General features: G+C 56.8%; 20 protein-coding genes. 4 read left to right on the top strand and 16 right to left on the bottom strand.

Annotation, left to right across the window (positions count from 1 at the left end; translation table 11 throughout):
* Positions 1-120: 120 nt before the first annotated feature.
* A complete protein-coding gene (locus BMZ01_RS07305; RefSeq protein WP_223845899.1) occupies positions 121-612 on the top strand; it encodes a hypothetical protein in 492 nt (163 codons plus the stop codon).
* A 1,156-nt stretch (positions 613-1,768) separates the two neighbouring features.
* Here BMZ01_RS07305 and BMZ01_RS07300 read toward each other — a convergent pair.
* The 3 genes from BMZ01_RS07300 to BMZ01_RS07285 form a co-directional block, all read right to left on the bottom strand.
* Positions 1,769-2,629: a hypothetical protein gene (locus tag BMZ01_RS07300; protein ID WP_143067471.1), complete on the bottom strand. Its 861-nt coding sequence runs from the start codon at positions 2,627-2,629 to the stop codon at positions 1,769-1,771.
* A gap of 268 nt (positions 2,630-2,897) precedes the next feature.
* Positions 2,898-3,131, bottom strand: a complete 234-nt coding sequence (locus BMZ01_RS07295; protein WP_092285970.1) for a helix-turn-helix domain-containing protein — start codon at positions 3,129-3,131, stop codon at positions 2,898-2,900.
* 760 nt (positions 3,132-3,891) lie between these two features.
* Complete coding sequence (locus BMZ01_RS07285) at positions 3,892-5,139, bottom strand: tyrosine-type recombinase/integrase (protein ID WP_092285966.1); 1,248 nt, start codon at positions 5,137-5,139, stop codon at positions 3,892-3,894.
* A gap of 164 nt (positions 5,140-5,303) precedes the next feature.
* Here BMZ01_RS07285 and BMZ01_RS07280 point away from each other — a divergent pair, with 164 nt between their 5' ends.
* The gene (locus tag BMZ01_RS07280) at positions 5,304-6,755 is read left to right on the top strand and encodes a phosphoenolpyruvate carboxykinase domain-containing protein (RefSeq protein ID WP_223845898.1); all 1,452 of its coding nucleotides are present in this window, start codon (positions 5,304-5,306) and stop codon (positions 6,753-6,755) included.
* A gap of 453 nt (positions 6,756-7,208) precedes the next feature.
* Here the strand turns inward: BMZ01_RS07280 and BMZ01_RS07275 are convergent, their stop codons facing one another.
* On the bottom strand, positions 7,209-7,469 hold the full coding sequence (locus BMZ01_RS07275; RefSeq protein WP_143067469.1) for a hypothetical protein: 261 nt from the start codon (positions 7,467-7,469) through the stop codon (positions 7,209-7,211).
* Between the two features lie 392 nt (positions 7,470-7,861).
* Here BMZ01_RS07275 and BMZ01_RS07270 point away from each other — a divergent pair, with 392 nt between their 5' ends.
* Positions 7,862-8,050: a hypothetical protein gene (locus tag BMZ01_RS07270; protein ID WP_092285960.1), complete on the top strand. Its 189-nt coding sequence runs from the start codon at positions 7,862-7,864 to the stop codon at positions 8,048-8,050.
* A 79-nt stretch (positions 8,051-8,129) separates the two neighbouring features.
* On the opposite strand, the gene purT is transcribed toward BMZ01_RS07270, so the two are convergent.
* Together purT and BMZ01_RS07260 are read right to left on the bottom strand one after the other, a co-directional pair.
* Positions 8,130-9,470, bottom strand: coding sequence for a formate-dependent phosphoribosylglycinamide formyltransferase (gene purT, locus BMZ01_RS07265; RefSeq protein WP_092285958.1), 1,341 nt, complete (start codon positions 9,468-9,470; stop codon positions 8,130-8,132).
* Positions 9,471-9,702: 232 nt separating this feature from the next.
* Positions 9,703-10,992 (bottom strand): adenylosuccinate synthase, encoded by a 1,290-nt coding sequence (locus BMZ01_RS07260; protein WP_092285956.1) that lies wholly within the window; start codon positions 10,990-10,992, stop codon positions 9,703-9,705.
* Positions 10,993-11,068: 76 nt separating this feature from the next.
* On the opposite strand from BMZ01_RS07260, the gene BMZ01_RS07255 reads away from it, so the two are divergent.
* On the top strand, positions 11,069-12,103 hold the full coding sequence (locus BMZ01_RS07255) for a hypothetical protein (protein WP_223845897.1): 1,035 nt from the start codon (positions 11,069-11,071) through the stop codon (positions 12,101-12,103).
* Between the two features lie 28 nt (positions 12,104-12,131).
* Here the strand turns inward: BMZ01_RS07255 and BMZ01_RS07250 are convergent, their stop codons facing one another.
* From BMZ01_RS07250 to BMZ01_RS07200, 10 genes are all read right to left on the bottom strand, one after another.
* Complete coding sequence (locus BMZ01_RS07250) at positions 12,132-13,334, bottom strand: FUSC family protein (protein ID WP_092285954.1); 1,203 nt, start codon at positions 13,332-13,334, stop codon at positions 12,132-12,134.
* Between the two features lie 219 nt (positions 13,335-13,553).
* On the bottom strand, positions 13,554-14,627 hold the full coding sequence (fbaA, locus tag BMZ01_RS07245; RefSeq protein ID WP_263364359.1) for a class II fructose-bisphosphate aldolase: 1,074 nt from the start codon (positions 14,625-14,627) through the stop codon (positions 13,554-13,556).
* 307 nt (positions 14,628-14,934) lie between these two features.
* Positions 14,935-16,140 (bottom strand): glycoside hydrolase family 76 protein, encoded by a 1,206-nt coding sequence (locus BMZ01_RS07240; protein WP_092285950.1) that lies wholly within the window; start codon positions 16,138-16,140, stop codon positions 14,935-14,937.
* Between the two features lie 100 nt (positions 16,141-16,240).
* Positions 16,241-16,963, bottom strand: a complete 723-nt coding sequence (locus BMZ01_RS07235; protein WP_092286028.1) for a TrmH family RNA methyltransferase — start codon at positions 16,961-16,963, stop codon at positions 16,241-16,243.
* Positions 16,964-17,103: 140 nt separating this feature from the next.
* On the bottom strand, positions 17,104-17,658 hold the full coding sequence (gene pyrE / locus BMZ01_RS07230) for an orotate phosphoribosyltransferase (protein ID WP_092285948.1): 555 nt from the start codon (positions 17,656-17,658) through the stop codon (positions 17,104-17,106).
* A 3-nt stretch (positions 17,659-17,661) separates the two neighbouring features.
* Entirely contained in the window at positions 17,662-19,515 is a 1,854-nt protein-coding gene (locus BMZ01_RS07225) for a type III secretion system chaperone family protein (protein ID WP_092285946.1), read from the bottom strand.
* A 110-nt stretch (positions 19,516-19,625) separates the two neighbouring features.
* Positions 19,626-20,492, bottom strand: coding sequence for a sulfurtransferase (locus BMZ01_RS07220; RefSeq protein WP_092285944.1), 867 nt, complete (start codon positions 20,490-20,492; stop codon positions 19,626-19,628).
* Between the two features lie 292 nt (positions 20,493-20,784).
* Positions 20,785-23,343: an ATP-dependent chaperone ClpB gene (clpB, locus tag BMZ01_RS07215; RefSeq protein ID WP_092285942.1), complete on the bottom strand. Its 2,559-nt coding sequence runs from the start codon at positions 23,341-23,343 to the stop codon at positions 20,785-20,787.
* A gap of 691 nt (positions 23,344-24,034) precedes the next feature.
* A complete protein-coding gene (locus BMZ01_RS07205) occupies positions 24,035-24,373 on the bottom strand; it encodes a hypothetical protein (RefSeq protein WP_143067468.1) in 339 nt (112 codons plus the stop codon).
* A 636-nt stretch (positions 24,374-25,009) separates the two neighbouring features.
* On the bottom strand, positions 25,010-26,035 hold the full coding sequence (locus BMZ01_RS07200) for a PTS sugar transporter subunit IIC (protein WP_092286026.1): 1,026 nt from the start codon (positions 26,033-26,035) through the stop codon (positions 25,010-25,012).
* Between the last annotated feature and the right edge of the window lie 69 nt (positions 26,036-26,104).

Genomic DNA, 26,104 nt, shown 5'->3' with positions numbered 1-26,104 from the left:
TCCTCCCCTTGTACTTCCCAGAGTGGCTTTGTCTTAGGACCTTTGGCCCCCGTGGTGCCGGGACTGCGTTTCAAGTGAAGCTTTAAGACTCTGAGCCCAACGAAGGGAAGCACACGCACCGTGAGCGAATCCACCACCCAGCAGCCCACCAACAACTCCACCCCCGTGAGCAAGGAAGAAGTTTCCAAGATCCTCACGGAAGGCGGTCTGACGAACCCCGCGGTGGCCGAATTCGTTGCTCAGTGGGCTGAGATCCTGCGCCCAGAGCGCATTGAGGTCATCGACGCCAGCGATGATGAGCGCCTCGTCCAAGAAGCCCTCGCAGCTGATGAAATTCAGCCCGCCGGTAAAGACCGCTGGTTCTCCCGCTCCTACTCCAAGGACACCGCACGTTCTGAGGAACGCACCGTTGTGGCCACCCATGATCCAGCGGATAAGGGTGTGTATAACAACTGGCGGGATGCTGATGAAGTAACCACCATCCAAAAAGAACGCATGGCTGGCGCCTATGAAGGCAAAACCATGTATGTGATCCCCTACCTCATGTCCCCGAAGGATTCCCCCTTCGCTAAGTGGGCTGCCGGTGTGGAGCTCACCGAGCTACACACTTAATCATCATCTATGCAGGTAGGCGCACTTTCTACGTCAATTAGCCGTGCGGTGTGCCAAATATGTGCCAAATCTTTGAAGGCATGCCACCGCACCCAACCAGGAAGGGCAGCCACCATGACCACCTACAGCACCCCCGCTTCACAGCATCAGGAAGGGCAGCAAGACCATGATGCGCAACGAACGCTACACGCCGTTATTGAGGTAACGCGGGACACCGTTTATCTTCTATGCGGATGCACCGCACCACGGCACTACCGGGATACCGGTCGGGACCGACTGACCAGGAACCAAGGGAAGGGTATTACATGCAAAGACTGTATAACGCTAGTGGAATTAGAGCGCACGCTTAATAGTGAGTGCGCTGCCCCTACGGTATTAGAGCCACACACTACGCACGGCTGTTAACCGTTCAACACATAAAGGCGCGCCGGGAGCAACCGGAACGGCGTACACACCAAACCGCCCCTAAACCATCCACCCCCCTCAATCCCCCCAAGGGGGGAAGGTGTTCTCTTCCCCTTATTCTGATCCCTTAATCCCCATCACTAAGCGGGCTTCAGACACACCAAGGGTTAGCGCCTTCCGCATGAAGGGCAGTGAGCGCGGGTTCACACGCGCACGGGGGGCACTGCCCTGATCCTTGATAAACGACATCAGAATTAACCCCACCGCTTAAAATAAGGCCCCCTAGAATCCCGTCTAACGCGCTTTCACGCACCCCCTAATGTGTTTGCCTATCCATGCCATTAAAGGGCCTTAGAATGGCATACAGGCGCGCCGGGAAGGGCACACACCTATAAACGGCATCAACCTGAAGGCATGTACACGCTACCCGGCGCGATAACCAATACCCGATGGCACTTAAGGCCTATAGGCCGGGGAAGGGGGAACCGTGCCCGGCATACCCTCCCCACCTAGCCACCTACCCGCCCCTTAGAACGTGGCATTAGACCAAATCCGCCCCGCCACTAACTTTAATCCGTTGATTAACTCATCCGTTTCTTCAGGGGATAGCTCAATCATGTTCGGGGAAGATATGAACATCCGGTCTGGGTTGTTCCTTGATTGTTGCAAACTGATATACGCGGGTTTGCCGATGCGAGAGCGACCATAAATGCGCAACTATTGCTCCTTACTGCTTTCACTATTGAAGGGGTTAGGTGTAGTTGAGGTCAGCAAGTGCATCCGCTGCCATGCCTAGTTCGTCCGGTGTGCTCTCTTCCCCTGTAATTGCCATTGATGCGTAGTACTTGAATGCACCAAGCCAATTACTGCGATTCTCCCCTGCCATGTGCGAGCTGAACACTGTCAGCGCTGTTTCGTAGGGCACCTTGAATCCTTCTTTCTCTGCCAAATAGTTGTAATAGTTCCTAGTTTCCGCTGGGAAGCGGTCTACATGATCGAGGAAGGTTTCGATAGCTTGAGGCCCTGAAGGGGTTGGGATAGTGCCAGGTACGGCTTTTCGGGCGTTAGCAGCCAGTTCAGGGGTTCCCCTTCGGAGGTTATTATCTCGGAGGTTCTTATCTAAGGTTAGGGTGTGCAATTGAGCCCCCGCCTCTGTTTCGTTCGGGGCCCTATCCCCGGCATTATCCCCAACCTTATCCCGGTGTGTTTTCCGGTCTGAAGGTTCAAGGTTTGCACTAACGCGCTCTTCTTCGCTCTTCGGCAAGACCAATCGCCACTTAGCGGTTACAGCGGGCCTATCCCACGTAGGTGCAACCCCTTCACGTAGCTTCACGATAAACCCAAGGCTCTCCAGGGTTCGTAAGTGCTTGCTTACCTCACGCCGCTGGGTTTCCGGCTTTCCTCCAATCTCAGCTGCTTTGGCGATACGGTTTCGACCGGGCCAGCAAGTGCCCTGATCCGGCCCCGCTTGAGCGTGCTCAAAGGACTGCAGAGCCTTCGCCACGGCAAACGTGTTCGGGCTTAGTTTCCTACCGTTTTCCTTCCTATAGGTCGCTATCGCTAGCATCCAGTAATCCTGTTTCCTGCGAAAATCAGAAGGTTTCAGGTTCAAAGTTCAATCTCCTGTTAGGGAATCGTTGGGTTATGCGCTTTGGTGGCTACGGTTGTTAGCACCAATTGTTGTTAGGCCCCTGAAAACGGCACACACGCGCGCGCGACCCCCTGAGTACTCGGGGAGAGATAAACGACTGTTCATGCTGGGAGGGGCGTAGTCATCTGGCATACCCCCTAGATATTTTGGGCCACCCCCTGTTACCAGCTGCCCATATGCGCCCGGGCGTGGGTTTACATGCTGAAGGCTGTTAGGTGCGCACATGAGGTTATGCACCCCACTTAGTGCTACGGGCTTCCATGACCTGATCTAGTTCGACTAGGTCGACACGTAGGCGGCGTGGGGTGGGGTAGTAACCAGTCAGTTCCCCCGCGTTAATCATCCTGCGGATAGTCTTTTCGGATACGCACCACCGCTTAGAAGCGTCAGCTACGGTGCCAATATGGCGGGGCTTTAGGTGGCAGGTGCGCTTAGTCGAAGCGCCGGGGGTGTGGAGAGACACGGCTCTAGGCTCCTTCCGGTATGCCACTTTTGGGCATACTTAACCGCCCCCAACGAATCAGGGGCTATTAGAAGCGAAGCACCGCTTTAGGATGCTTAGGGCAATAGAGTCTTTGCCGTCCACCGTCTATATCCACCAGCCTTACCGGCCTTCCGTTATGGGCCCTAGCCTGTTCGATCGTGAGGATAGGGGTAACGGCTCCACTAGGACTACGGCTAGAACCTAATGAAGGGCTTTCACAGACACCCTACAATGCCCCCACATGCCCCCACAAGGTTACGTGCCATAACTCACATATCAAGTAAGCGGCGTAACACTGAATACTCAATCTCACGCACCCCTGACCTATAAATGCGATCAAGCACAGGCCCTAACTTTTCCTCAGTAATCCGAAAATCAGGGAACACCAGATACCGCACATCTTCCCCATCAACCGCCCGCGCCGCTACGCAAATCTGACGTGTACCTAACTTAGCGCAGGGGAAATACCGCACCCCGTTATCACCAAAACAAACAGGCACGGGACTATGACCGAAGGCCCCTACCCATTTACCACGAGCCAAGTGCCTTGTGTGCATACTGTTTCCCCACCTGTTCCTAACGAAAATCATCCCCCGGGCAAACCCTTCAACATGCGGTGTCACCAAGCGCCCCATAATGTAACCCTCATCCACTACCTGAATCTGCCTAGGGGAACCCTTCCTATGTCGTAGAGTTTCACGCCCCATAACAACCACCTTCCTAACCCGGCGCGCCGGGACTAATCCACACCTAACGAATCACTCAGCTCACCCATGAGCTCTTCCGTACGCTCCGCACGAACCTTCATATAAATCTTTGTAATCGTGGTTAAATCATTATCACCAAGAATGCTGCCAATCTCTTTAAGATGCGCCCCACGTTCAGCAAGCCGCGTTGTAAGCCACCTACGACCCGAATGCGGTTTAATTCCCTCATCTGCCCCTACCCGACGTGCCACACGCCTCAACACACCCCGATAGCCAGCATCCGTAAAGATACGGCCCCTTGCGGTAGTGGTGAGCAACCGAACAGACCGGGGCCCCTCCCACGTCTCCACCTCCACCGGGGAAGCATCCATATAGTGCTCTAAGTGGTCATAAAGATAGGGCACAAACCTAGGCATGAACGGCACCACCCGGTAACCCGCTTTACTCTTAGGGGGTTGAATGCGCATGTATGTACGCCGGTTATCACCTCGTAGGCGTTGGGCATTCTGCTTCACCCGTACACCAAACACCGGCGCGTAAGGCACAGGTGTAGTGGACACAAAGCAATCAGACTCAAGCGCTAACGCTTCCCCAATGCGCAACCCGTGATACAAGCACAAGATCGTCAGCAACCGATAGCGGGGGTTTACTGCTTCCACAATGGCAGCTAACTCCCAATCTTTAGGGAGGTATTGCTCCTTGGTGTCTGGTTTACGTGAGGCGGCCAGAATATCCACCGGGCTAATTGTGATTAGTTCACGCCGTATCGCTTCAGCGCACGCCGCCTTTAAACGCATGTACGCTTTCCTGTTCGTTTCAGCGGTGTCATAGACACGCTCTAAAGCGTCCCACCACCTATAAACATCACCCTTCACCAAATCCACGAGGGGAATATCTTTCAACCGAATAATGTCCGGTTCCTCATCACCCGGCGCGATAGGGGCAATAATGCGGTTATCGATAACACGCCGGTAGTGCTGTGCGGTGGAATGGCGAATAGGTTGTGCACCACGGGTTAGTGACTCTAGGTGCTGTTCAAGCCACGCCCCTACAGTAAGCGCGCGGCGTTCCTCATCGTTTGCTTGCTCTTCCTGTCTTTGAGCCGGGGGTGCCCACTTATCGAAGGTGATTAGCTCTTCTTCTTTGTTGAGCCACCCCTGTGCCAGCGCCCGCGTCTTAAACGTACCGGGCCCTATGTAGTCATTACCCCGGTAGCGGTAGCGGGCTTGGTAACGCCCTGACTTTAAGCGGCGGATATTGCCGAATTGAGTACGCCCCATTGCCTGTACCTGCCCTTGGTGTGTGCCACGAACGTGCCAAATATGTGCCAAATACGAGGCTACACGAGTCCATCACAGTCCATTAGTGGTGTATGCTGAAAACGTGTTTACCAGCGTAGATGCAGCAAAACCCCCGGTTACAACTAACCAGGGGAAATGAGTTTATGGAGCTCACCGATAACCGCACCGTGTGCCTGCACATGATCCGCATGGCGCGCGTGGGCGTGGGCTACCTCAGCGACCTAGCCGAACCAGAGCACTTTGTGCGTGCTGTGCACGTCACCGGTGATCTGCCGAACCTGGGCCAGGGCACCGAAGATGATAAGCGCCTCTTTGCCACCGTGGCGGATGATCGCACCATCTTGCACTTCGGTTCCTCCTATGGCGGCAATGCGCTCTTGGGCAAGATCGCCCATGGCCTGCGCCAGGCCTGCTATGACGGCTGGGCTTCGGGTGAGTTCTTGGCTGAACAATTCATGCTCATTGGTATTGAGGACCTCAAGACCGGCAAGAAGTGGCATATTTGCGGTGGCTTCCCCTCTGCTTCGGGTAAAACCAACCTGGCTATGATGCTGCCGCCGAATGGCCTGGAAGATCGCTACCGCGTCTACTTCTATGGCGATGACATTGTGTGGCTACGCGTTGGTGAAGATGGCCGCCTTTATGGCATGAACCCGGAATTCGGTGCCTTCGGTGTTGCCGGCAATACCAACGAAGACACCAACCCCGGTGCCATGAAGTCCATCGAAGAAGGCAGCCGCACCCTCTTTACCAACGTTGCCTATAACCCCAAGACTGAGGAAGTGTGGTGGGAAGGTAAAACCCCGCAGCACCCTGAGGACCTGGATGGTTGGTTGGACTGGACCGGCGCCCCGATTAGTGAGCGCCCGGAAGAACGCCAACGCTCCGATGCGGATGGTGATGAGTGGGCACACCCGAACTCTCGCTTCACCACCACCTTGGCGAATGTGCCGAATATTGCATCGGATTATGAGGCACCGGCTGGTGTGCCGATCGATGCGATTATCTTCGGTGGCCGCGTGCGTGACCGCGAACCTTTGATCCGTGCTTTCACCGACCCAGCGGAAGGCGTTTATGATGGCCTGACTTTGGGTGCGGAAGCCACCTTCGCCGCGGAGGGTAAGCAAGGCCAACTGCGCTATGACCCCATGTCCATGCGCCCCTTCATGGCCTACCCAGAAGGCAAGTACGCCGAGCACTGGTTGGAGATCCTTGACCAGGTCAAGGAAAAGGGTGCCGAAAATGCCATGCCGGTGTTTGCGCACGTGAACTGGTTCCAGCGTGGTGAAGATGGCCGCTATATGTGGCCTGGTTACCGCGATAACCTGCGTGCCCTGCTGTGGCTGATGGACTACCGCGAAGGCCGTGCCACCGGCACGAAGACCCCGGTTGGTTCTGTTCCCACGGTGGAGGAACTCAACCTGGATGGCTTCACCGGTTCCTTGGAGGACCTCGAGGAGATCCTGAAGGTCAACCATGATCGTTGGATGATCGAGATGGAATCCCGCAAGGAGCACCTGGAACAATTCCCGGATCTGCCGCAGGCCATTAAGGATGCGCATGCTCGCATCCAAGATGACCTAGACAAGGAATAAGCACGAGAAGCACGCCCTTTTAAGGCGAAAGCCGATAGCGGCGTTGCCTAACTCCATAGACGTGGCATGAGTGTGTGCGGTGAGCTGCACCGCTGCTGAGAGGGTAACCCAACAAGCTGTTCAGGAGCCCAGGTTGTTGGACTACTCAAACACGGTAGTGCGCCCGCTGCACACACTCATCGCCCACCTACCTTGAGCGCCGCTCCACTCCCTATGTGGAGCACCTAGGGCGCCTGAGGCTTGGGAGTGTGAGGAAGGAAGAATCTAGGGCTGGCTTCTTCAGCGTGATCTCGCAGAATCTCTCTCCTGTACACAATGCGACCTCCGTTGAAGAAGTAGGGTTTTTGCCCTCCGAGGCAACCTTCCTCGCACTCCCTTGGCGCATGGAAAACTGCGCGCATCTAAGGCCCACCCACTTCTTCCACGGAGGAAGTGGGTGGGCCTTAAGCATGGCTAGAAATAATCGCTCCAACATATCTGCTCGCGAACAGCTTTCCATTGTGCACAGAACAAGCGGGCCGTTTCAGCGTCGGCAACATAGACAGAATCAGCTTGCCCAAGCTCTTGATGAAAACCAGTCGGTGTCGTCTGTGCCGCAGTGACAGGAACAAGCACCTCCGCCACCTCGCTAAAGGCACTCAACTCTTCCAGGGCAAACGAAGCTTTCGGCATCTTAAGTACTACGTCATCGACATAGAGAACTCTTCTAGTCACGCACTTCCCAAGATCTGAATGTAGGTATCAAGCAAGAAGTAGGTTCATCGGGTAGTTCACGGCCTAACGTCTCGCAAATCGGGGATACTTGAGTGTGCAGCAATCCACTGCGCCGCCTTAAAACCACGCTTTAAGATCGGTCCCCGAATTATTCTTGATGCCGTACGGACTAGTGTTACGCTTAATCACGAAGGCCTCGGAGCGATCCCTGCGTTTTAGACGTATATCGCCGGGGTTATTGCAGTTTAAAGGGCAAAAGCGCGTCTGCTCCCGGGGTGCGGGCCGCGGACAAGTCGCCTGAGGTTTTGGGTATTGTGTCGAACTTGGGGTGGGCAGTGCCGAGGTAGCTGTTAAATCCTTAAGACCCTAAGTAGAGCAAGGAGGGCGTTGGCATGGATACTTTTAGACAATTCCTGGTCAGGTGGATCATCATGATCCTGATCATCGGAGCCTACGTTATATTCCGCGATGTCATCGGGTGGGATGAGAATCTAAGCTGGTCGCGGTTTGCAGATTTTGTAGCGCTGGGAACCCTTGGTCTTTTCCTTCTGGCTGTCTACTCGCCCAAAAAGGCAGACTGATGTGATCTGCTCAGCAGGACACGTCGCTGCAAAGGGAGGTGAGTAAAACAGGAAGAGCCCTGTCTCCTTGACGGGGCCTCTACTCCTCGTCTTCTTCCCACTGCTGTGAAGGTTCTGCGGTGGACTTGCTGCTATCTACTAGGCGGATATAGTCCACGGCCTTCAACGCTGTCTCACGGGCCGCTTCAGCGGTTTCCGCAGTGGCTAAGGTGACACCCATCCGACGGTTCAGAGTAGAACCATGCTTACCGAAATAGCGCAGATCCGATTCCGGTAAAGCCAAGGCTTGCTCCACGCCTTCGCAACGCAGGTTTTCTGCAGCAATCTCTTCTTCGCCGATGATCACCGCCAGTGCACCCGGGGAGGTGAGCGTGACATCCACCGGCAAGCCCAAAATGGCGCGGGCGTGAAGATCGAATTCGCTAAAGCGTTGGGTGGCTACCGTGACCATGCAGCACAGATCTGGGCGCGGGGAAACGGCAGAGAAATACACATCATCCCCGGCGAGGAATAATTCCACCGCGAAGACACCACGCCCACCTAAAGCGTTGGTGATGCGTGCCGCCACGGAACGCGCATTATCGCGGGCAGCGGGGCTTAAATACATGGGCTGCCAGGATTCCACCAGGCGGCCTTCATGGCGGCGATGCCCAATGGGTTCACAGAACCAGGTGGCATCCTTGCCGGTAGCTGGGTCAATGGAGCGCACCGTCAAGATGGTGACTTCGCAATCAAATTCCACGAAGCGTTCCACCATGATGCGTGGGGTATCGCCACCACCAGCCCAGCGGGCAGTATCCCAGGCCCATTGCAGATCAGCATCGGATTCCACAATGGATTGGCCGCGCCCATAACGAGAGCGCAGGGGTTTTACCACGCAGGGATAACCCATCTCAGCGATGGCGGCGGTGTATTCCTCATAGGTATCGGCGAACTCATAGGCGGAGGTGGGTAAGCCCAATTCCTCTGAGGCAACGCGGCGGATACGTTCGCGTTCCCACGCTAATTGTGCGGCCTTGGCACTTGGTGCGATGGGAATACCGGCGGCATCAATGCGCGCTAACGCGGCCGGTGCGGTCCATTCGAATTCCGGCACGACATGGGTGGGGTGGATGCGTCCAACTAGCTCTACTACGGCTTGGGGATCATCCGGGTCTACCACATGGCCCACATCTGCTGCGGAAAGCGCAATGGCATGTGGGTCCGCATCAGCGGCATGGACTTCCACACCGAGTTTGCGGAAAGCGAAGGTGAGTTCCTTACCTAGCTCCCCGGCGCCGAGGATGAGCACGCGGGTAGCACCCGGGGTGTGCAAGGTACCCAGCGCAGGAGCGGTGCTTTGCGCGTTGGAAGCGCTGTGCGCAACGGAAGCGCTGTGCGCAACTGATTCTTGGGGTGTTGGCGATTCGTGTTGGCTCATGGTGGTTATGGGGTGAACAACTCCTCGCTGAACACTAATGCAGAAATCTATATATGTGCAGCTTAGCTAAGGGACTCGGGGGATGATCGCGAAATGAGGTTATGCCACGCGCAAATTCCGTGGCCAATCGAGACAATCACGTGCGGCAAGCCGTGGGCGGATGCCACCGCGGCTTGCCTTCCTGTGAAGCTTCGGCAGGAGGGTCTCGGACATAAGCCCTCAGCAGTAGTTTCTAGGACTCCATGACGTCGTGGACGACGATGGTTTGGTCGCGGCCGGGGCCCACACCGATATAGGAGATGCGGCAACCAGAGAGCTCCTCGAGGCGGCGGACATAGGCCTGTGCCTTCTCGGGCAGCTCATCGAAGGTGCGGCAGGAGGTGATGTCCTCTTCCCAGGCGGGCATGGTTTCGAAGATGGGCTCGGCGTGGTGGAACTCGGATTGGGTGAGCGGCATTTCATCATGGCGCACACCATCAACGTCATAGGCCACGCAGATCGGGATTTCGCCGATGCCGGTGAGCACATCCAGCTTGGTGAGGAAGAGGTCTGTGAAACCGTTGACGCGGGAGGCGTAGCGGGCGATCACGGAGTCATACCAACCGCAGCGACGCTTGCGACCAGTGTTCACACCGATCTCACCACCAGTGGTTTGGAGGTACTCGCCCCACTTATCGAAAAGCTCGGTGGGGAAAGGACCAGCACCCACACGGGTGGTGTAGGCCTTAATGATGCCCAGCGAGGAGGTGATCTTGGTGGGGCCGATGCCAGACCCCACGCACGCACCACCGGCGGTGGGGTTGGAGGAGGTAACAAAGGGGTAGGTGCCGTGGTCGACGTCCAGCATGGTGGCTTGGCCGCCTTCCATGAGCACGCTCTTGCCCTCATCAAGGGCCTGGTTGAGCACGCGTTCAGCGTCGATGACCATGGGGCGTAGGCGCTCGGCATAGCCGAGGAAGTACTGCACCATCTCTTCGGGGTCGATGGCCTTGCGGTTATACATCTTCACCAGGGTTTGGTTTTTCACATCCAAAGCGGAGGTGATTTTTTGGCGCAAGATGGATTCATCGAAAACATCCTGGACGCGCAGGCCCACGCGGGAAACCTTATCGGCGTAGGTGGGGCCGATGCCGCGGCCGGTGGTGCCGATGGCGCGCTTGCCGAGGAAGCGTTCCTGCACGCGGTCGAGGATCTGGTGGTAGGGGGCCACCAGATGCGCATTCGCGGAGATCTTCAGGCGGGAGGCATCAGCGCCGCGGGCTTCGAGGCCATCGATTTCGGCGAAGAGTGCTTCGAGGTTAATGACCACGCCATTGCCCAGGATCGGGGTGGCGTTCTCCGAAAGCACGCCGGCGGGTAGGAGTTTGAGCTCATATTTTTCACCGCCAACAACGACGGTGTGGCCGGCGTTATTACCGCCATTGGGTTTGACGACATAGTCGACGCGGCCGCCGAGAATATCCGTGGCCTTGCCTTTACCCTCATCGCCCCATTGGGCGCCGACGATCACGATTGCAGCCATTGTCACTTCCGATCCAGGTGTAGTGCGTTAGACGCTGAGTCAGTCTACTATCTCTATGCCGCTACACTTTTCTCCCATGGCCACAATAATCCTGTGCTGCGGTGTTCTTGCCCCCGAAGTGATGCGCGAGGTGCGCTTTGAGGAGCCCGGGGAGGGGGATGGTTTTAGGGAGCGCGGTGCGCGTGAGCTCGGGGACTTGTGGACGCTGAGCTTAAGTGCTGTGCCCACCCGCCAGGAACTCAAAGAGCTCGACCAGCTGGCGGCAAAAATTTTCCCCACTGATCCGACGCCGAGTTTGGCGGATATTCAGGCACAACCTGAGGTGGCCTATCAGGGTGCCCCGGAGTTCGCGCCGCAACGCGAGCACCTCAGCGAGGATCTGCGGGTGATTGTTGCAGCTCCCGCGGAGGGTGTGGATGCGGCACTATCGGCAGTGGTGACGCGCCTCATGCGGGCGGATAAGTTGTGGGTGGAGGTGGCGTGTGTGGCGCTGCCGGGGCCTGCGGGAGGCTCTGGGACGGCGGGAAGCGCTGAGCCTGAGGCAGGTGCTTCCACCGCGGCAGACGCCTCCACCGCGGCCAAGAATTTTGGGATCGCCGAGCTGCCGCTTCCCGAACAATGGCAACTGGCCTTATACGGTCAGGTGCGTCCCGTGCCACTGATCCGCAATGATTCCGGTGTGGCCGTGGTGGGTTCTGCCACCGTCATGCAAGCACCCGATCCGGAGGCCGCGGTCGCTGAGCTCGAGGAGTTCACCGGCGAGGTGATCGTGGATGATCATGTGCTGGTGCGCAACCTCGCAGAAGGCAAAGCCCAACTCCCCGGCGTTTATGGTGCGCGCCTAGTGCCCATGCTGGATGCCCCCGGTATTGCCGCGGTGCGCGCTACTACCCCAGTTGAAGACACCCCTGCCGGCTTATGGTCACGGCTGCGCGGTAAAAAACTTATCCGCGGCGGGCAGGTTGATCCAGAGACCTTAGTAACTGGCCGGGCACTGCAAGCTGGTGGGCCACGCCTGGCGGTCACCGTGGATGGGGTGGCGCACAAGCGCACCTTAGAGCGCGTGACTTTCTATCGTCACCTGCGCGACCTCCAAATGGTGCGGCCCTAGTCGGCACTCCCCGGAGCCACGCCTCTAGCTACTTCAGGTCCTTCAACGATCTAGTAGGCGAACTATCATCCGCCCAGATTTCCGGCGGGTACGCCGGGGTTTCCGAGGTCGGCACCAATACTGCCACCGCGGATTCCCGCGACATGCCACACACCTGCAGCAGATCCACCACAATGGAACGCGTCTGCGCCAACACCACCGAAGCAGAAAGCACCTTGCCCTCCACCAGGTCCAAACCCACCTTGGCGCCTAATACCCGCAGGCGGCGCACCAGCTCCGGAATCTCCTGGGCCTCATCGATTTCTTGGCTGCGCTCATAGATCTCGCTCAGCGCATGAGTAATATCCGCGAGTTCCTCAATCGCCTGAATCTGGCCTTCGCTCACGGTATCGCCATCTTCACACAGCACCAGCGCCCGCCGCGCTAATACCCGCACATTCCGGATGGTGTTATCCACCGGCGTCAAAATGCGTTCCAGGGTGCGCACCCGGCGCTTTTGCCCCCACATAAAAGGCGACAACGTCGAGGCTTCCCGCCCGGTTTTCGCGGCCGCCAGCATCGCATTAATCGCATCCTGGCTGCCCCGCACCGCCTCCAAGGCTTCGCTTAAGGCCTGGTGGTCGCGGTTGCGCAGGGCATCGGAAACATCATCAAGCACACTGCTAGCCAAACCTAAGACCTTGGAGAATTCCCTTCGCCCACTACTTAGTGGATGCGTGGGAATAATCGCCGCGGCTAGTAGACCCACGCTGCAACCAATCAGCGCATCAATCATTCGCGATGCCCCCGCCAGCCCAGGTTGCGGCGGCATGATGGTGGCAATCAGGATGGAGCCAATTGCCACCTGGTTACTAATTAATGGCGATTTACTTAAAAATGAGGCGAGCAGCAGCGATATCAATACCGCCGCGGAAAGCTGTAAATACCCGGTTCCCAGGTTATAGAAGAGGAAATCCCCCACCCCAATACCCAGGGTGCAGCCGATGGTTAATTCCACGGCCCGCGGAATACGATCCCCACCGGTAAGCCCCAAAATAATAATCGCCGAAATTGGGGCAAAGAATGCCTGGCGGTGATCAAAAATCTGGGTGGCAATAAAGTACGCAAACCCGGTGGCCAAGGTAATTTGCAGAATCGGCAGCAGCCTATGGCGCACGCGCCAAACCCGCGACTTGAGGGATCTATCCAAACCCTTGAGTCGCTCGATGGTGCCTATTCGTGCTCTTTCCATGTGCCTAACTCTAATGCTCTTTGTTGTTGACGTCTGCTGCTTTCCCGAGATCGAAGGGCCCACGCTAGGTGCGCAGTGATGCTGCGGTGCAGCCGGCCCACGCTTAACCACACCTGGCTTCTTTGGGACACGCGAGTAGTGCACGAGCGCAAGTAGCGCACAGACGCAAACCAAAAGCCACATACCCTGTTGTAGGTATGTGGCTTGGGGCCTGAAATGTTACTTAGACAGGCTGGTTCCTACCGAGTGCAGGTCCTGGCAGGCTTTGATAATGCGATCAGCCATGCCTTGTTCGGCCTTCTTCATGTAGGAGCGCGGGTCGTAGACCTTCTTATTGCCCACTTCGCCGTCGATCTTGAGCACACCATCATAGTTTTGGAACATGTGGGTGACGATCGGGCGGGTGAAGGCGTACTGCGTATCAGTGTCAACATTCATCTTGATGACGCCATAGCGCAGGGCTTCTTCGATCTTTTCCTTCTCGGAGCCGGAGCCACCGTGGAAGACATAGTCGAAGGGCAGGGCGCTATCATCCAGGCCCAGCTTCTTGCGGGCAACCTTCTGGCCTTCCAGCAGGACCTCCGGGCGCAGCTTCACATTGCCGGGCTTGTACACGCCGTGCACATTGCCGAAGGTAGCTGCCAGCAGGTAGCGGCCATTTTCGCCGGTACCGAGGGCATCAATGGTCTTCTCGAAGTCTTCCGGGGAGGTGTAGAGGTTGGCATCGGCCTTGGCCTGAATGCCATCTTCTTCGCCACCAACAACACCAATTTCAACTTCCAAGATGATATTGGCGGCATGTGCCTTAGCCAGCAGCTCCTGGGCGATCTCCAGGTTCTCATCAATGTGGATGGCCGAACCATCCCACATGTGGGATTGGAAGAGCGGGGCCTGGCCAGCATCCACGCGTTCCTTAGAGATCGCGATTAGCGGGCGCACATACTCATCCAGAACTTCTTTTTGGCAGTGGTCGGTGTGCAGAGCCACGTTGATGCCATAGTTCTTGGCTGCTTCATGGGCGAAGGCGGCCAGTGCGCAGGCGCCGGCAACCTTATTCTTCACGCTCAGGCCAGAGCCGAATTCTGCACCACCGGTGGAGAATTGGATGATGCCATCGGATTCAGCTTCGGCGAAGCCGCGCAGGGCTGCGTTAATGGTTTCCGAGGAGGTGCAGTTGATCGCGGGGTAGGCGAATCCGCCTTCCTTCGCGCGGTTGAGCATCTCGTTGTAGACCTCGGGAGTGGCAATGGGCATTTGAGTGCGATCCTCACATCGTTGACGGTGTTCCCACACCGCTAGCCCGCAAGACTGCACCTACTTTGTCTGTGGCATAGTGTCTGCCTTGTTTTACACAAGGAGTCTTTTGGACCACGGTGTCTAGCTACCAGTATGCCTCCAAATACTCGAACACGCTCGGACACACTCGGACAGCGCCCAATATGACCATTTTTGCCCGCTTGAGTCCGAGCAAACATCCTGTTAGCTGACCTAATCAGCACCCCACACCCGCAGAATGTGAGATTTAGCACCTCAACGGTTCGCTTAGCCGAAGTTGCCCGATCGGGCCCGATTTTCTTCGGCGCGCTGGACCCACCGAAGCTTATTTTTGGTTCTGTTTGTCTTCGACATCCTTGGCGATCCGCGCGGCTGCTTCCATCAACATCCACCCAGAAAGCTGCACCGAAAGGTCCCGCTCATCAATCCGAATCACTCCAAGGGTTTCGGAAATAGAGGAAGCACCCAAACCATAGTTATGCGGCAAGCGCGCATCCTGGGTCCAGTCAGTGGCAAACACCGGCAAGCCATCTACTTCCAGGCGGTGATTCCACACCGATTCCGCACTTGCCAGCACCAAGCGTGCCGCCACTTTCTTAGTGGCACGGTTCGCCGGGGAATCCGCCGGCAGCCGCACAGCCACATCAGCGAGGTAGCGGGCCAAGATGCCCTTGAATAAGCCACCATCACCATCGCCGGTATTCCAATCGATCACACCCTGCGGGCTAGCCATTTCCGTAGCAATGGCAGCCACCAGAGAACGGATGCGGGCAATAAAGCGGATAGCTTCATCAGCACGCTCCGCATCCTCATAGCCATCGATTTCTTCAGAGTGCTCAAACCCGGCGCGCTCTCGCAGTTTCAATGCAATATCCAGGCAAGAACCCAGGGATACACCTTGGCAGTAGGGGTGAATATCGCGCACGATTTCTGGGCCATGCATGCGCATGCGCAGCCCATCCATAATCAGACCTTCGTCATTGAGCAGGTGATCAAACACCCAGTCGGTCACTCGGATGGCCTGGTCTAGGCGCCCGGTGCGCGCCATCATAATGGCTGCGGGGCCATTCGTCGGGGTGTTGTAGAAGGTTTCCCCGGTACGCCACGGCAGCACATCGGTGAGTCCATCAACGCCACCGATAATGTCGCGCTCTAGTTCATCTAGGGCGGTAGGCACTTTCACCTTGCGCACTTGGTTCGCGCGGCTCATCGCCAGCGCAAGCCAGGATTTGTCATCGTAATAGCGGTTGATTTTTAAGGCCCGCAGGTTCCGGATCCGGATGCCGCGCATGGTGTGGCGGATACGGGCACGCCGGGAAGCGGTGGGGCGTCGTAGTGCCGCATCAACGAGGCAATCCAGGTAGTGTGCCTGCCACCAATAGTGCCAGTGAATAAAGAGGCGTTCTTTGGTGGTCGGTGGCCAAGCAACAACAGCAAGGTTGGTTTTCGGCAGGCCCCATAAGCGGCTGGCGTGCCTATCATTAATGGCCTGTTCGGCGAGGTCGGCGCGGTGCGCCCATTTATCCAACACTGTTTGTTCTTTCTGCTCCCTGCACGTACCGGAGGATTAAAAAATTTTGTGGGTTGCGCGCCCTTATAAATCTAGCGTTCCCGAAGCTATATCGCTGGGATTACCAAGAATGTTGCAGATCAGCATGCTGCCGGATCCAAGCATGCATCGCAATGCCCGCTGCCACACCCGCATTAATGGACCTAGTAGAGCCAAATTGCGCAATCGAGCAGGTCATCAATGCACCTTCTTGGGCAGCGGCAGTCACCCCGGGGCCTTCTTGGCCGAAAAGCAAAATGCAGCGCTGCGGTAGGTCCGCGGTTTCTAGTGGCACGCAACCTGGGGTGTTATCAATCGCTACGATCTTCAGGTCGTGTTCTTTCGCCCAAGCTAGAAGGTGCTCGACATCGGGGTGGTGCATGAGGTGTTGGTAGCGGTCGGTAACCATCGCCCCGCGGCGATTCCAGCGGCGGCGCCCCACAATGTGCACCGTGTCAGCGGCAAAGGCATTCGCGGTGCGTACCACTGTGCCGATATTGGCGTCATTTTCGAAGTTTTCAATCGCGATGTGGAAGGGATGCCGGCGGGTATCAATATCGGCGATGATCGCTTCGCGCTTCCAATAGCGATAGGCGTCCACCACATTGCGGCGATCGCCCTCCGCGAGCAGCACGGGATCGAAGTGTGCGTCTTGAGGTAGTGCTTCGCCGGGGTGTTCTTCTTCCCAGGGGCCCACCCCGTGGCGGCCCTCACCCCACTCCGTTGGCCCGGGAGCTACGGCCTCAGGGGCTATAGCCTCAGGGGTTAGGGCCTCAGGGGCTGCGGTCTCCGGTTGGGGCTGCATGCCGGAAGATTCGGGGCTGGAATGATCCGTAGTGGAATTATCCACGAGGAAGCTGATGTCCTTTCCAAAGAAAAGCAGTGAGCAAACGCAATGCGCCTTAGGGCCTCAGCAGGCCTTAAGACGCTCGAACTATTGAGGGCTTAGGCCAGGCCCAGGTCTTCTAGACCCAGCAGGTAGCGATAGTCCAGGCCTTCAGCGCGGATCACATCGGCAGCACCAGTAGCGCGATCCACCACCGTTGCCACGCCCACTACTTCAGCGCCGGCTTCCCGCAATGCGGCCACCGCGGTTAAAGGTGAGTTACCGGTGGTGGTGGTGTCCTCCACCACCAGCACGCGCTTGCCCAAAATATCGGGGCCTTCAATGCGGCGCTGCATGCCATGTTTCTTGGCTTCCTTGCGCACCACAAAGGCATTAATCGGGTCGCCTTCGGCATGCATCAGTGCGGTAGCTACCGGATCTGCCCCCAAGGTCAGCCCACCGACGGCCACATAATCCCAATCCACGGTGAGCTGACGCAACAAGGTGCCAATCAGCCGCGATGCGCGGTGATGCAAGGTAGCGCGGCGCAGGTCCACGTAATAATCCGCTTCCTTGCCGGAAGACAAGGTCACTTTGCCATGCACTACGGCTAATTCTTTGACCAGCTCGGCCAGTTCATTCTTCAGGGATTCATCAACTGCAGGAAAGCTCATTGCTTAGTTCTTTTCTTCCTCAGGATCGGTTGGGTTGTCATCATCATCGGTGTCTGCATCCACAACTTCTACATCAACAGGTTCAGCGCTGCTTAGTTCGCTCTCAGCAGCTTCCGCTACTAATTCGGCTTCCGCAACCTCAGCATCTAGCCCAGCATCTACCTCAGCATCCGCTTCCGCCTCCGCCTCCGGCTCGACGTCCGCCTCAGCCTCAGCTTCTGCTTCCGTGTCCGCTAGCTCTTCATCCTTCTCATCATCCATCATCGGGATATCCGACAACGGATCAGTACCCAACTCCAAAGCCAAATCATCAAAAATACTGGAACCACGGCTAAGGTCCCGCAGTACCCGCGTACCATCATCCGGCAGATCAGCCTTCTCACCAGCAGCAATGGGCTCCACATCATCCACACCCACAATGTGCGGCTCCACTACCCCACGGCTCACAATCGTCGAGCGCGTCGGCAAATCCAAGGGCTCCTCCGGGCGAGTAACCTTCGGCATCTCCTCAGCCAATTCTTCGGCCTGCTCAGCGGCATCACTTTCAGGTTTCTGCCCAGCCGGTGCCATTAAACGCCCCGGGTATAGTTCCTCAGCAGCAATCGCCTGGCCCGCGTTCGTCGCCGGCGGCAAGGTGCAGGCCGCATCCGCAATCTTTGAAAGCGGCGCAATGGTCGCTTCCCAATCTTCGCGGTGATTCGCGCGAATAAACTCTGCCAACACCCAACAGGATTCCGTCCACACGGCCACTACAGAGTCCGGTAATTCCTGCAGCGCCTCTTTCACCCGCGCATCCAAGAACCTTTGGGCTGGCCCAGCATCATTAGCCATCACCCCAAAACCAGCAACCTCATCCACCGGCACCAAATCACTATTCACCCCGCGCGAACCACCCAAACTCAATAGGAAATTCCGCAACACCTTCGTCTCATCACCACGCGGCGCCCCCGATTGATCAATGCTGCCATTAATCGCGCGTGTAGCATCCTCCAAGGTCAACCCACGGTGCATATCCACAACCACCCCGGTTGCCCCAGTCGGACGACGAATCGCCATCACCGCACTGCCATTGAGATCCACCACATGCATCTCATAACCATCCACAGTGCCGCTCACCACATCACGAGCCTGCGTCTGCCCAGCCGCTACCCCGCGGTTCCACTCCTCCGATAAATATTCATCCCCGCGCTGGAAACTAAAGCCCCGCTCCTCAGCCCATGCGCGACGCTCCCGCCGGTGCGCCCCCGGCAACCCACTGGCCAAACTCGAAGACAAAGCTGCAAAGCGCCCAGTATGCGCCGCATGTTCATCAGCTGGGCTTTCCTCGAGATCGGTGTCCTCGGTGGCAGTTTCCTTCACGGGTTCTGGCTTCCCCAGGTTTGCCGCGCCAGCTTCCGGTGCATCTTCAGGAGTGTTCGAAGCCTCCTCTAGTTCATCAGCTTCTACCTGCGGAACCTCATGGAGGTCTTCTTCTACCTCCACGTCCAGTGGCTCATCATTATCTTGATAATCCACCGCAGATTGATCCGGGTCTTCCGCAGATTCATGTTCTTCCGGGTTGACTGCCGGCCACGGGATAGCAGCAGAACGCAGTCCTGCTTCTTCCTCAGCATCCTTAGCGCGCAGCTGGGCGCTCCGCGGAGCCGCATCTACTTCTTCGGGCATGCGGGTACGCGGTGGGCGCTGCGAACGCCGTGGTTCGCTCAGTTGCGCAGGCTCATATTCTTCGCCCTCATACTCTTCATATTCATCATCAAAGTCGGGACGATTCTTTGCCGCGATGCGCGCGTCAATGACCAGCAGCACAAAGGCGGCGAGTGCCAGCAGGCCAGCAAGGACGAAAGCTAGAGTTACCATCAAAAAGCAACTGTACTGGCATAGCCCAATAAGCTATGGCATTGCTACCTCAAAACGCTTAAGCCCCACATCTGATTCCACCCCTAACCCGGGGTGCGGGCAGCTTCTACCTAAAGCGAAGCGCGACAGGGGGTAAGTCTACGGCCATCCCCAATTTCCACGGGGTTCGTCACCGTTGCTGACCACTGCGACCAGCCACCAATAAAGTGCTTCGGGATCGGCAAACCCGCGTACTCCATCGCGGCAATCACCTGCACAGAGTGATTGCCTGACCCGGAGTAAATGATGACCTCTGAGTCTTCATTAATACCGATCTCGGCGAAGGTTTCGCGGATCTCCCGGGGGCTTCTAAACGTATGGTTGGCATGCAATAGGGCACGGTTCGGCAAATTGATTGCCCCCGGAATATGCCCAGCTTTTAAGTCCAAAATCTCCCGGCGCCCGGCAAAACGGTCCGGCTCCCGGGTGTCTAAAAGGATGCCATCAAAATCTTTTACTTCTTCAATGCTGGCCACCGGCATCATTCCGGGGTTCACCCGCATAGTGCAGGGCAAAGGCAGATTACCTGGTCCGCCCACAATTTTATGTCCCTGCATTTCCCACTGCGCCATGCCACCATCGAGCAGGCTTACTTGGTTCACTCCCGCCCACCGCAGGATCCACCAAGCTCGTGCAGCATAAAGGCCGCGGCCTTCGTCATAAACCACCACCGGGCGGCCAGCTTCTAATCCCCATTTCCTGAACCATTGCATCACCAGGTCCGGGTCCGGCAGCGGATTACGGCCGCGGGTGGAACTGGGAATCCCGGCTAGGGCATAAGGCGGGTCGCAAAACAATGCGGTGGGAATATGCTCCGACAGGTACTTCACATGCCCTGCCCCAACCTGCGGTCGCCAATAGGAAGCCAGAATCGTAATCGGCGCCCCGTGATACACCGAATCTGCGAGCTCGCCGGGACTCACAATGGTTGTGTTCATAAATGCGATCCTATGGTGTGCTCTTTTTTGGGCAAGCTCGCAGGTCACTTGGAGATCTAAGTTCGTTAAGCCGGAGTATAGCCAGGTCATAGCGCTAGCGTTTTTTGGCTAATTTTCAAGTCCATGCCCACGCTTAATCAAAGCCGCACCTTGAGCGCAGTACGGGCAAGCAAAAGCGGTGGCGTAAGACAATTTCTTGTCCACACCACCGCTATTGTTCAGAGCTCATCCCGCGCTCTGGCAGCTACCTACCGCGCAGCCCCAAAGTGGGGGTACTGCGCGGTCGGGGAGCTTAGCCACGGGTGACGCTTAGCGAATCCCCGCCTTCAGCCAGGTTCACCTGCACCACATCACCATCGTGGATGCGGCCAGCTAAGAGTTCCTTAGCCAACTGATCACCAATGGCCTGCTGAATCAGGCGACGCAAGGGGCGAGCACCATAAGCCGGGTCATAGCCACGTTCTGCCAACCAAGCACGAGCGTCCTCGCTAACCCGAAGGTCCAGGCGGCGAGACGCCAGACGCTCGGCAAGCTGCTGGACCTGGATATCCACGATGCCGGCGAGTTGCTCCTCACTTAGGGCCTCGAAGGTCACCACATCATCAAGACGGTTAATGAACTCCGGCTTGAAGGCTCGCTTCACAGCTTCCATCATCTGCTCTGGGGTGCCACCAGCACCCAAGTTGGAGGTCAGAATCAGGATCGTGTTGCGGAAGTCCACAGTGCGGCCCTGCCCATCGGTGAGCCGTCCTTCATCCAGGACCTGCAGCAGCACATCGAAGACATCCGGGTGCGCCTTTTCTACCTCATCGAAAAGCACGACGGTATAGGGGCGACGGCGAACCGCTTCGGTGAGCTGGCCACCAGCGTCATAGCCAACATATCCGGGAGGAGCACCCACCAGACGGGCCACGGAATGCTTCTCGCCATATTCGGACATATCAATGCGCACCATGGCTCGTTCATCATCGAAGAGGAACTCCGCCAAGGCCTTCGCCAGCTCGGTCTTACCCACACCGGTAGGACCAAGGAAGAGGAAGGAACCAGTCGGACGATTCGGATCCGCAACACCAGCACGGGCACGGCGAACCGCATCGGAGACAGCCTGCACAGCTTCATGCTGGCCAACAACGCGCTTGCCCAGCTCATTTTCCATATTCAGCAGCTTCTCGGTTTCACCCTGCAGCATCTTGCCGCTGGGGATACCGGTCCATGCGCTTACTACTTCGGCGATGGTGTCCGGGGTGACTTCCTCGCTGAGCATCGCATTGTTTTGGGTATCCGCTACCTCAGCTTCAGCTTCGGCAACCTGCTTTTCTAGCTCCGGGATCTTGCCATAGCGCAGCTCAGCGACCTTGCCATAGTCACCATCGCGCTCGGCGATTTCCGATTCGCCACGGAGTTTCTCCAGCTCTTCTTTGGCTTCGCGGACGCGATCAATGGCTTCCTTCTCATTCATCCACCGGGATTTGAGTTCGCCAAGTTTCTCACGTTCATCCGCCAATTCCGAGCGCAGCCTCTCCAAGCGATCCTGGCTAGCAGCATCGGTTTCCTTCGCCAAGGCCATCTCTTCGATTTCCAGGCGTCGAACAACGCGCTCAAGCTCGTCGATTTCCTGCGGGGAGGAGTCGATCTCCATACGCAGCCGGCTGGCAGCCTCATCGACAAGGTCAATCGCCTTATCCGGCAAGAACCGGGAGGTGATATAGCGATTCGACAAGGTAGCGGCAGCCACCAGTGCGGAGTCCTGGATGCGCACACCATGGTGCACCTCGTAGCGTTCCTTGAGGCCACGAAGAATACCGATGGCGTCTTCCACACTCGGTTCACCCACGTACACCTGCTGGAAGCGGCGCTCTAAGGCTGCATCCTTTTCGATGTACTTGCGGTACTCATCCAAGGTGGTTGCACCCACCAGGCGCAGTTCACCGCGGGCCAGCATCGGCTTAATCATATTGCCGGCATCCATGGCGGATTCGCCGGTTGCGCCGGCACCCACGATGGTGTGCAGCTCATCGATGAAGGTAATGATCTGGCCATCAGAGTTCTTAATCTCATCCAGCACAGCCTTCAGGCGTTCCTCGAACTCGCCGCGGTACTTCGCACCAGCCACCATGGAACCTAAATCCAAGCTAATCAGGGTCTTACCCTTCAAGGACTCCGGTACGTCACCAGCGACAATACGGCGGGCTAAACCTTCGACAATCGCGGTTTTACCCACGCCAGGCTCACCGATTAATACCGGGTTGTTCTTAGTGCGGCGGGAAAGTACCTGCACCACGCGGCGGATCTCAGAATCACGGCCAATAACCGGATCAATCTTGCCTTCGCGGGCACGCTTGGTCAGGTCCGTGGAGTACTTCTCTAAGGCCTGGAATTGGCCTTCGGGGTCCTCGTTGGTCACCTTCGCCGAACCACGTACCGACGGGAAAGCAGCCTTAATCGCCTCATAGGTGGCGCCGCGCTTAGTTAAAAGATCAGCAGCATCCGACTTGCCGCGAGCGATACCAGCCATCAGAACTTCGGTGGAGACATATTCGTCACCGAGTTCCCCAGCTAATTCCTGCGCAGCGGTAAGGGCATTCAGGGCCTCGCGGTTGAAGTTCGGGTTCGCGAGGTTGCTACCTTCTGCCTTGGGATAAGAATCCACCAGGTCGCGGGCTTCTTGAAGCACCACACCGGGTTCCACACCCGTGGCTTTAAGCACCGGGGCGGCAATTCCATCTTCTTGTTCCAAGATGGCGACTAAAAGGTGCGCCGGACGGATATCCGGGTTGCCATTAGCGGAGGCACTTTGGAGCGCTACCTGCACGGCCTCTTGGGTTTTAGTTGTGAAGTTAAAAGAGCTCATGTGTTGAGTCAGTTCCTTTCTTTTAATACAACGCGCCCGCAGCCTTCTCCTAGTGTCCAAAGCTGGAAGGGAGCCTTGTTTTTCTTTGTCACTATCCTCAACGCACAAGAAGTTGAGTCTGTTCCACTCAACTCTAAATTTTCCTGTGATTCATGTCTCATGCACCTATTGAGCGCTTCCCATAAAGTTGAGCCACCCTCACGCAACCATTCTGCCCGGGGGTTAATCACGCCCGCCCCGCGGGAAGGCGCCATTTCTCAAGGCTGGCCTCTGCCACCAACTAAACACCACTTCTTCGGAGTCACCGATCTTTAAAGGCCAGGATCCTCAAGCATGTGCCTAGGAGTGAACGAGAGGTGCTGATTTAGCTGCGATAAAAGCCACGCATCCTCAAGTTGTGTGGATGCGTGGCTTTGTGGAGATGCCCGGCGCGACGAGCAGAAGGAGGATCGACAGGCGCTTCTAGGTCAGGCTTTTAGGCCTTCAACTTCGCCATTGATATCCGCATTCTTCTTTTTCATTGCTTCTGAAGAAAGGAAATACTTGATCGCTATAGGTGAGAACAAAACAATGGTCGCAATCGGACCTATCCACCAGAGGCGAATGTTCCCGGTCGTATGCGTAACGACCATTGTTAAAAAGAGCATCCACCCTAAGAAAGTAAATCCTCGGGACAAGTTCTTCTTCCCATTTAGGCCAGGCCTCCTGCGACTCCGTCGCCTACTAGACCCCATGTATCAGCGACAGCCCATCCGGCTGCACTAAAAACGGGGTGCATGATTTTTTCTTCTACATGTTTGTTTTCGAGTACAGCGACAACCTGCACCAAACCGAAATGTGGCTGGGCTACGAAAGATGTGTCTGATTCGCTGGCCATACCCACCACAGCTTTTCCGGCGTGAATCTGCTTGATGTTGATGTCCGTGCTGAGGCCCTGCGCCACCAGAGCGTTGTTATCTGCCCTAAGCCCAACTGCTGGCAGATCTAGCTGCACCACAACCCCAGTTGCAGCGACCAGTTCATTTTTCAAAAGCTCTTCAGCACCTACGCGAGGCACCGCCCTTCTAGGCACCAGCGGCGCGATGGCGGACGTGGAAGCGAACATCCGGGGTTTTCCCACTAATCATCCTGACATTGGTTGGGCGGGGGCATGCTGCGGTCTAGCTACGAAGCCGAGCAGCTCTCCCTTTTTGGCGGGACGCTTAGTTACCGGAATTGACAGCAGTTGGCTGCGGTTCACACTAAAGGTCGCCTGGGTCTGCCGTCAATTCCTTAGCCGTCACCAGAAATAACGTCGTAGACGGTTCCACCTCACACATGGAATAAGCCCTGCTAGCCGGCTCATTGACCCTGATTTATTAGCTGCGAACTGGCGTGGACAAGCCAGTGCGGGTTCCACGCCCCGGGGGCCGGTCAACACGTGGCTTTGGTGCCGCTTTGCTCGTAGCTTAAGCAGCTACCAGCTACCGCACCTTATAAAAGCCCGATCGACCCCTTCTGAGCAGCGCGAATATCGAAAACCAGACACACATTTTGCTACTTAAACCCCGATTTGCACGCGCACACAAGAAAAACCCCCCACTAGGTGTGGAGCTGGTTGTCACCAGTCCAGCTAGTGGGGAGCAATCTCAGTTATTGACGCAGGATGTGCCTACGCACGCTGGTTTTAGTCGAAGCTCAGGCGGTAGTTTTCTTCATCCACCCAACCCAGGACCTTGGCGAAGAGGAATTGGAATCCCACCGAGAGCACAATCGGCAGCACCACAAACATCACGACCACAATGCCCAGGTTCAGCGGGGTCCAACCCCACCCTTCCGCATTCAGGGCAGCTAGCGGGCCAACCAAGCCAGAAATACCGAAGCCTGCGGAAATCGGAGTACCGGAAATCCCCACGGCACCACCAATACCGCCAAGCACAGCGGCAGTACAGAGCATCGGCAAGAAGGACACCGGACGGGAAAGCATATTGGCCATCTGCACCTTCGGCGAACCCAAAACGTGCAGCAAGGAGGTGGCAAAACCGTTCACCTTCCAGCCAGCCACCAACAGACCGAAGCCAGCTGCAACCACACCTAGGTTGGCAGTACCAGAGGCCACCCCAGCCATATAGATCGCGGTAGCCACACCCACGGTAGATACCGGGGAGACAATCATGATCGCAAAGAGGACCGCCAACAAAATTCCCATCGGTACCGGCTGCAATTGGGTAGCGCCATTGACCAGCCCGCCGAGCCACATGGTGAAGACCTTGACGATCGGGAAGGTAACCACCCAACCAATACCGCCGGCAACCACCACCACGATCGTGGAGAGCAACAAGATCGTGTAGTTCTTCAGTCGGTCCCCAATCAGCAGAATCACCAGCACCGCAAGAGCTGCGGTAATACCGGTATTAATCACCAACCCGGTGCCCTGAAGGTGGAAACCACCATTCGGATCCGGCATTGCCACACCAGAACCACAGGTTGCAGCAATACCCACTGATGCGGTTTGGATCTGCGAAAGCCCGAATTGTTTAGCCACCAGCACACCGATGAGCACCGGCATCAAAGACGATGCCAGCGACACCAGCTGGATGATGGTTTGACCTTGAGGGAATACCGGCAATAATGCGCGGAAAAGTTCACCGAGGAGGGCTTGGGGGACCAACGCCACCACCACTGCAACAGAGATGCCCTGGAGGACCTTCATAGTAAAGGCCCCGGGGGACATCGGGGCTGGGGTGCCGTGCGGCGCTGTGGAAGTAGGCGGCTGCTTGAA

Source organism: Corynebacterium spheniscorum (genome assembly GCF_900113445.1).
In the GTDB taxonomy this organism is placed as follows: Bacteria; Actinomycetota; Actinomycetes; order Mycobacteriales; family Mycobacteriaceae; genus Corynebacterium; species Corynebacterium spheniscorum.
Note: the sequence above shows the minus strand (reverse complement) of the source record. Positions and strands in the feature narration are given on the sequence as shown.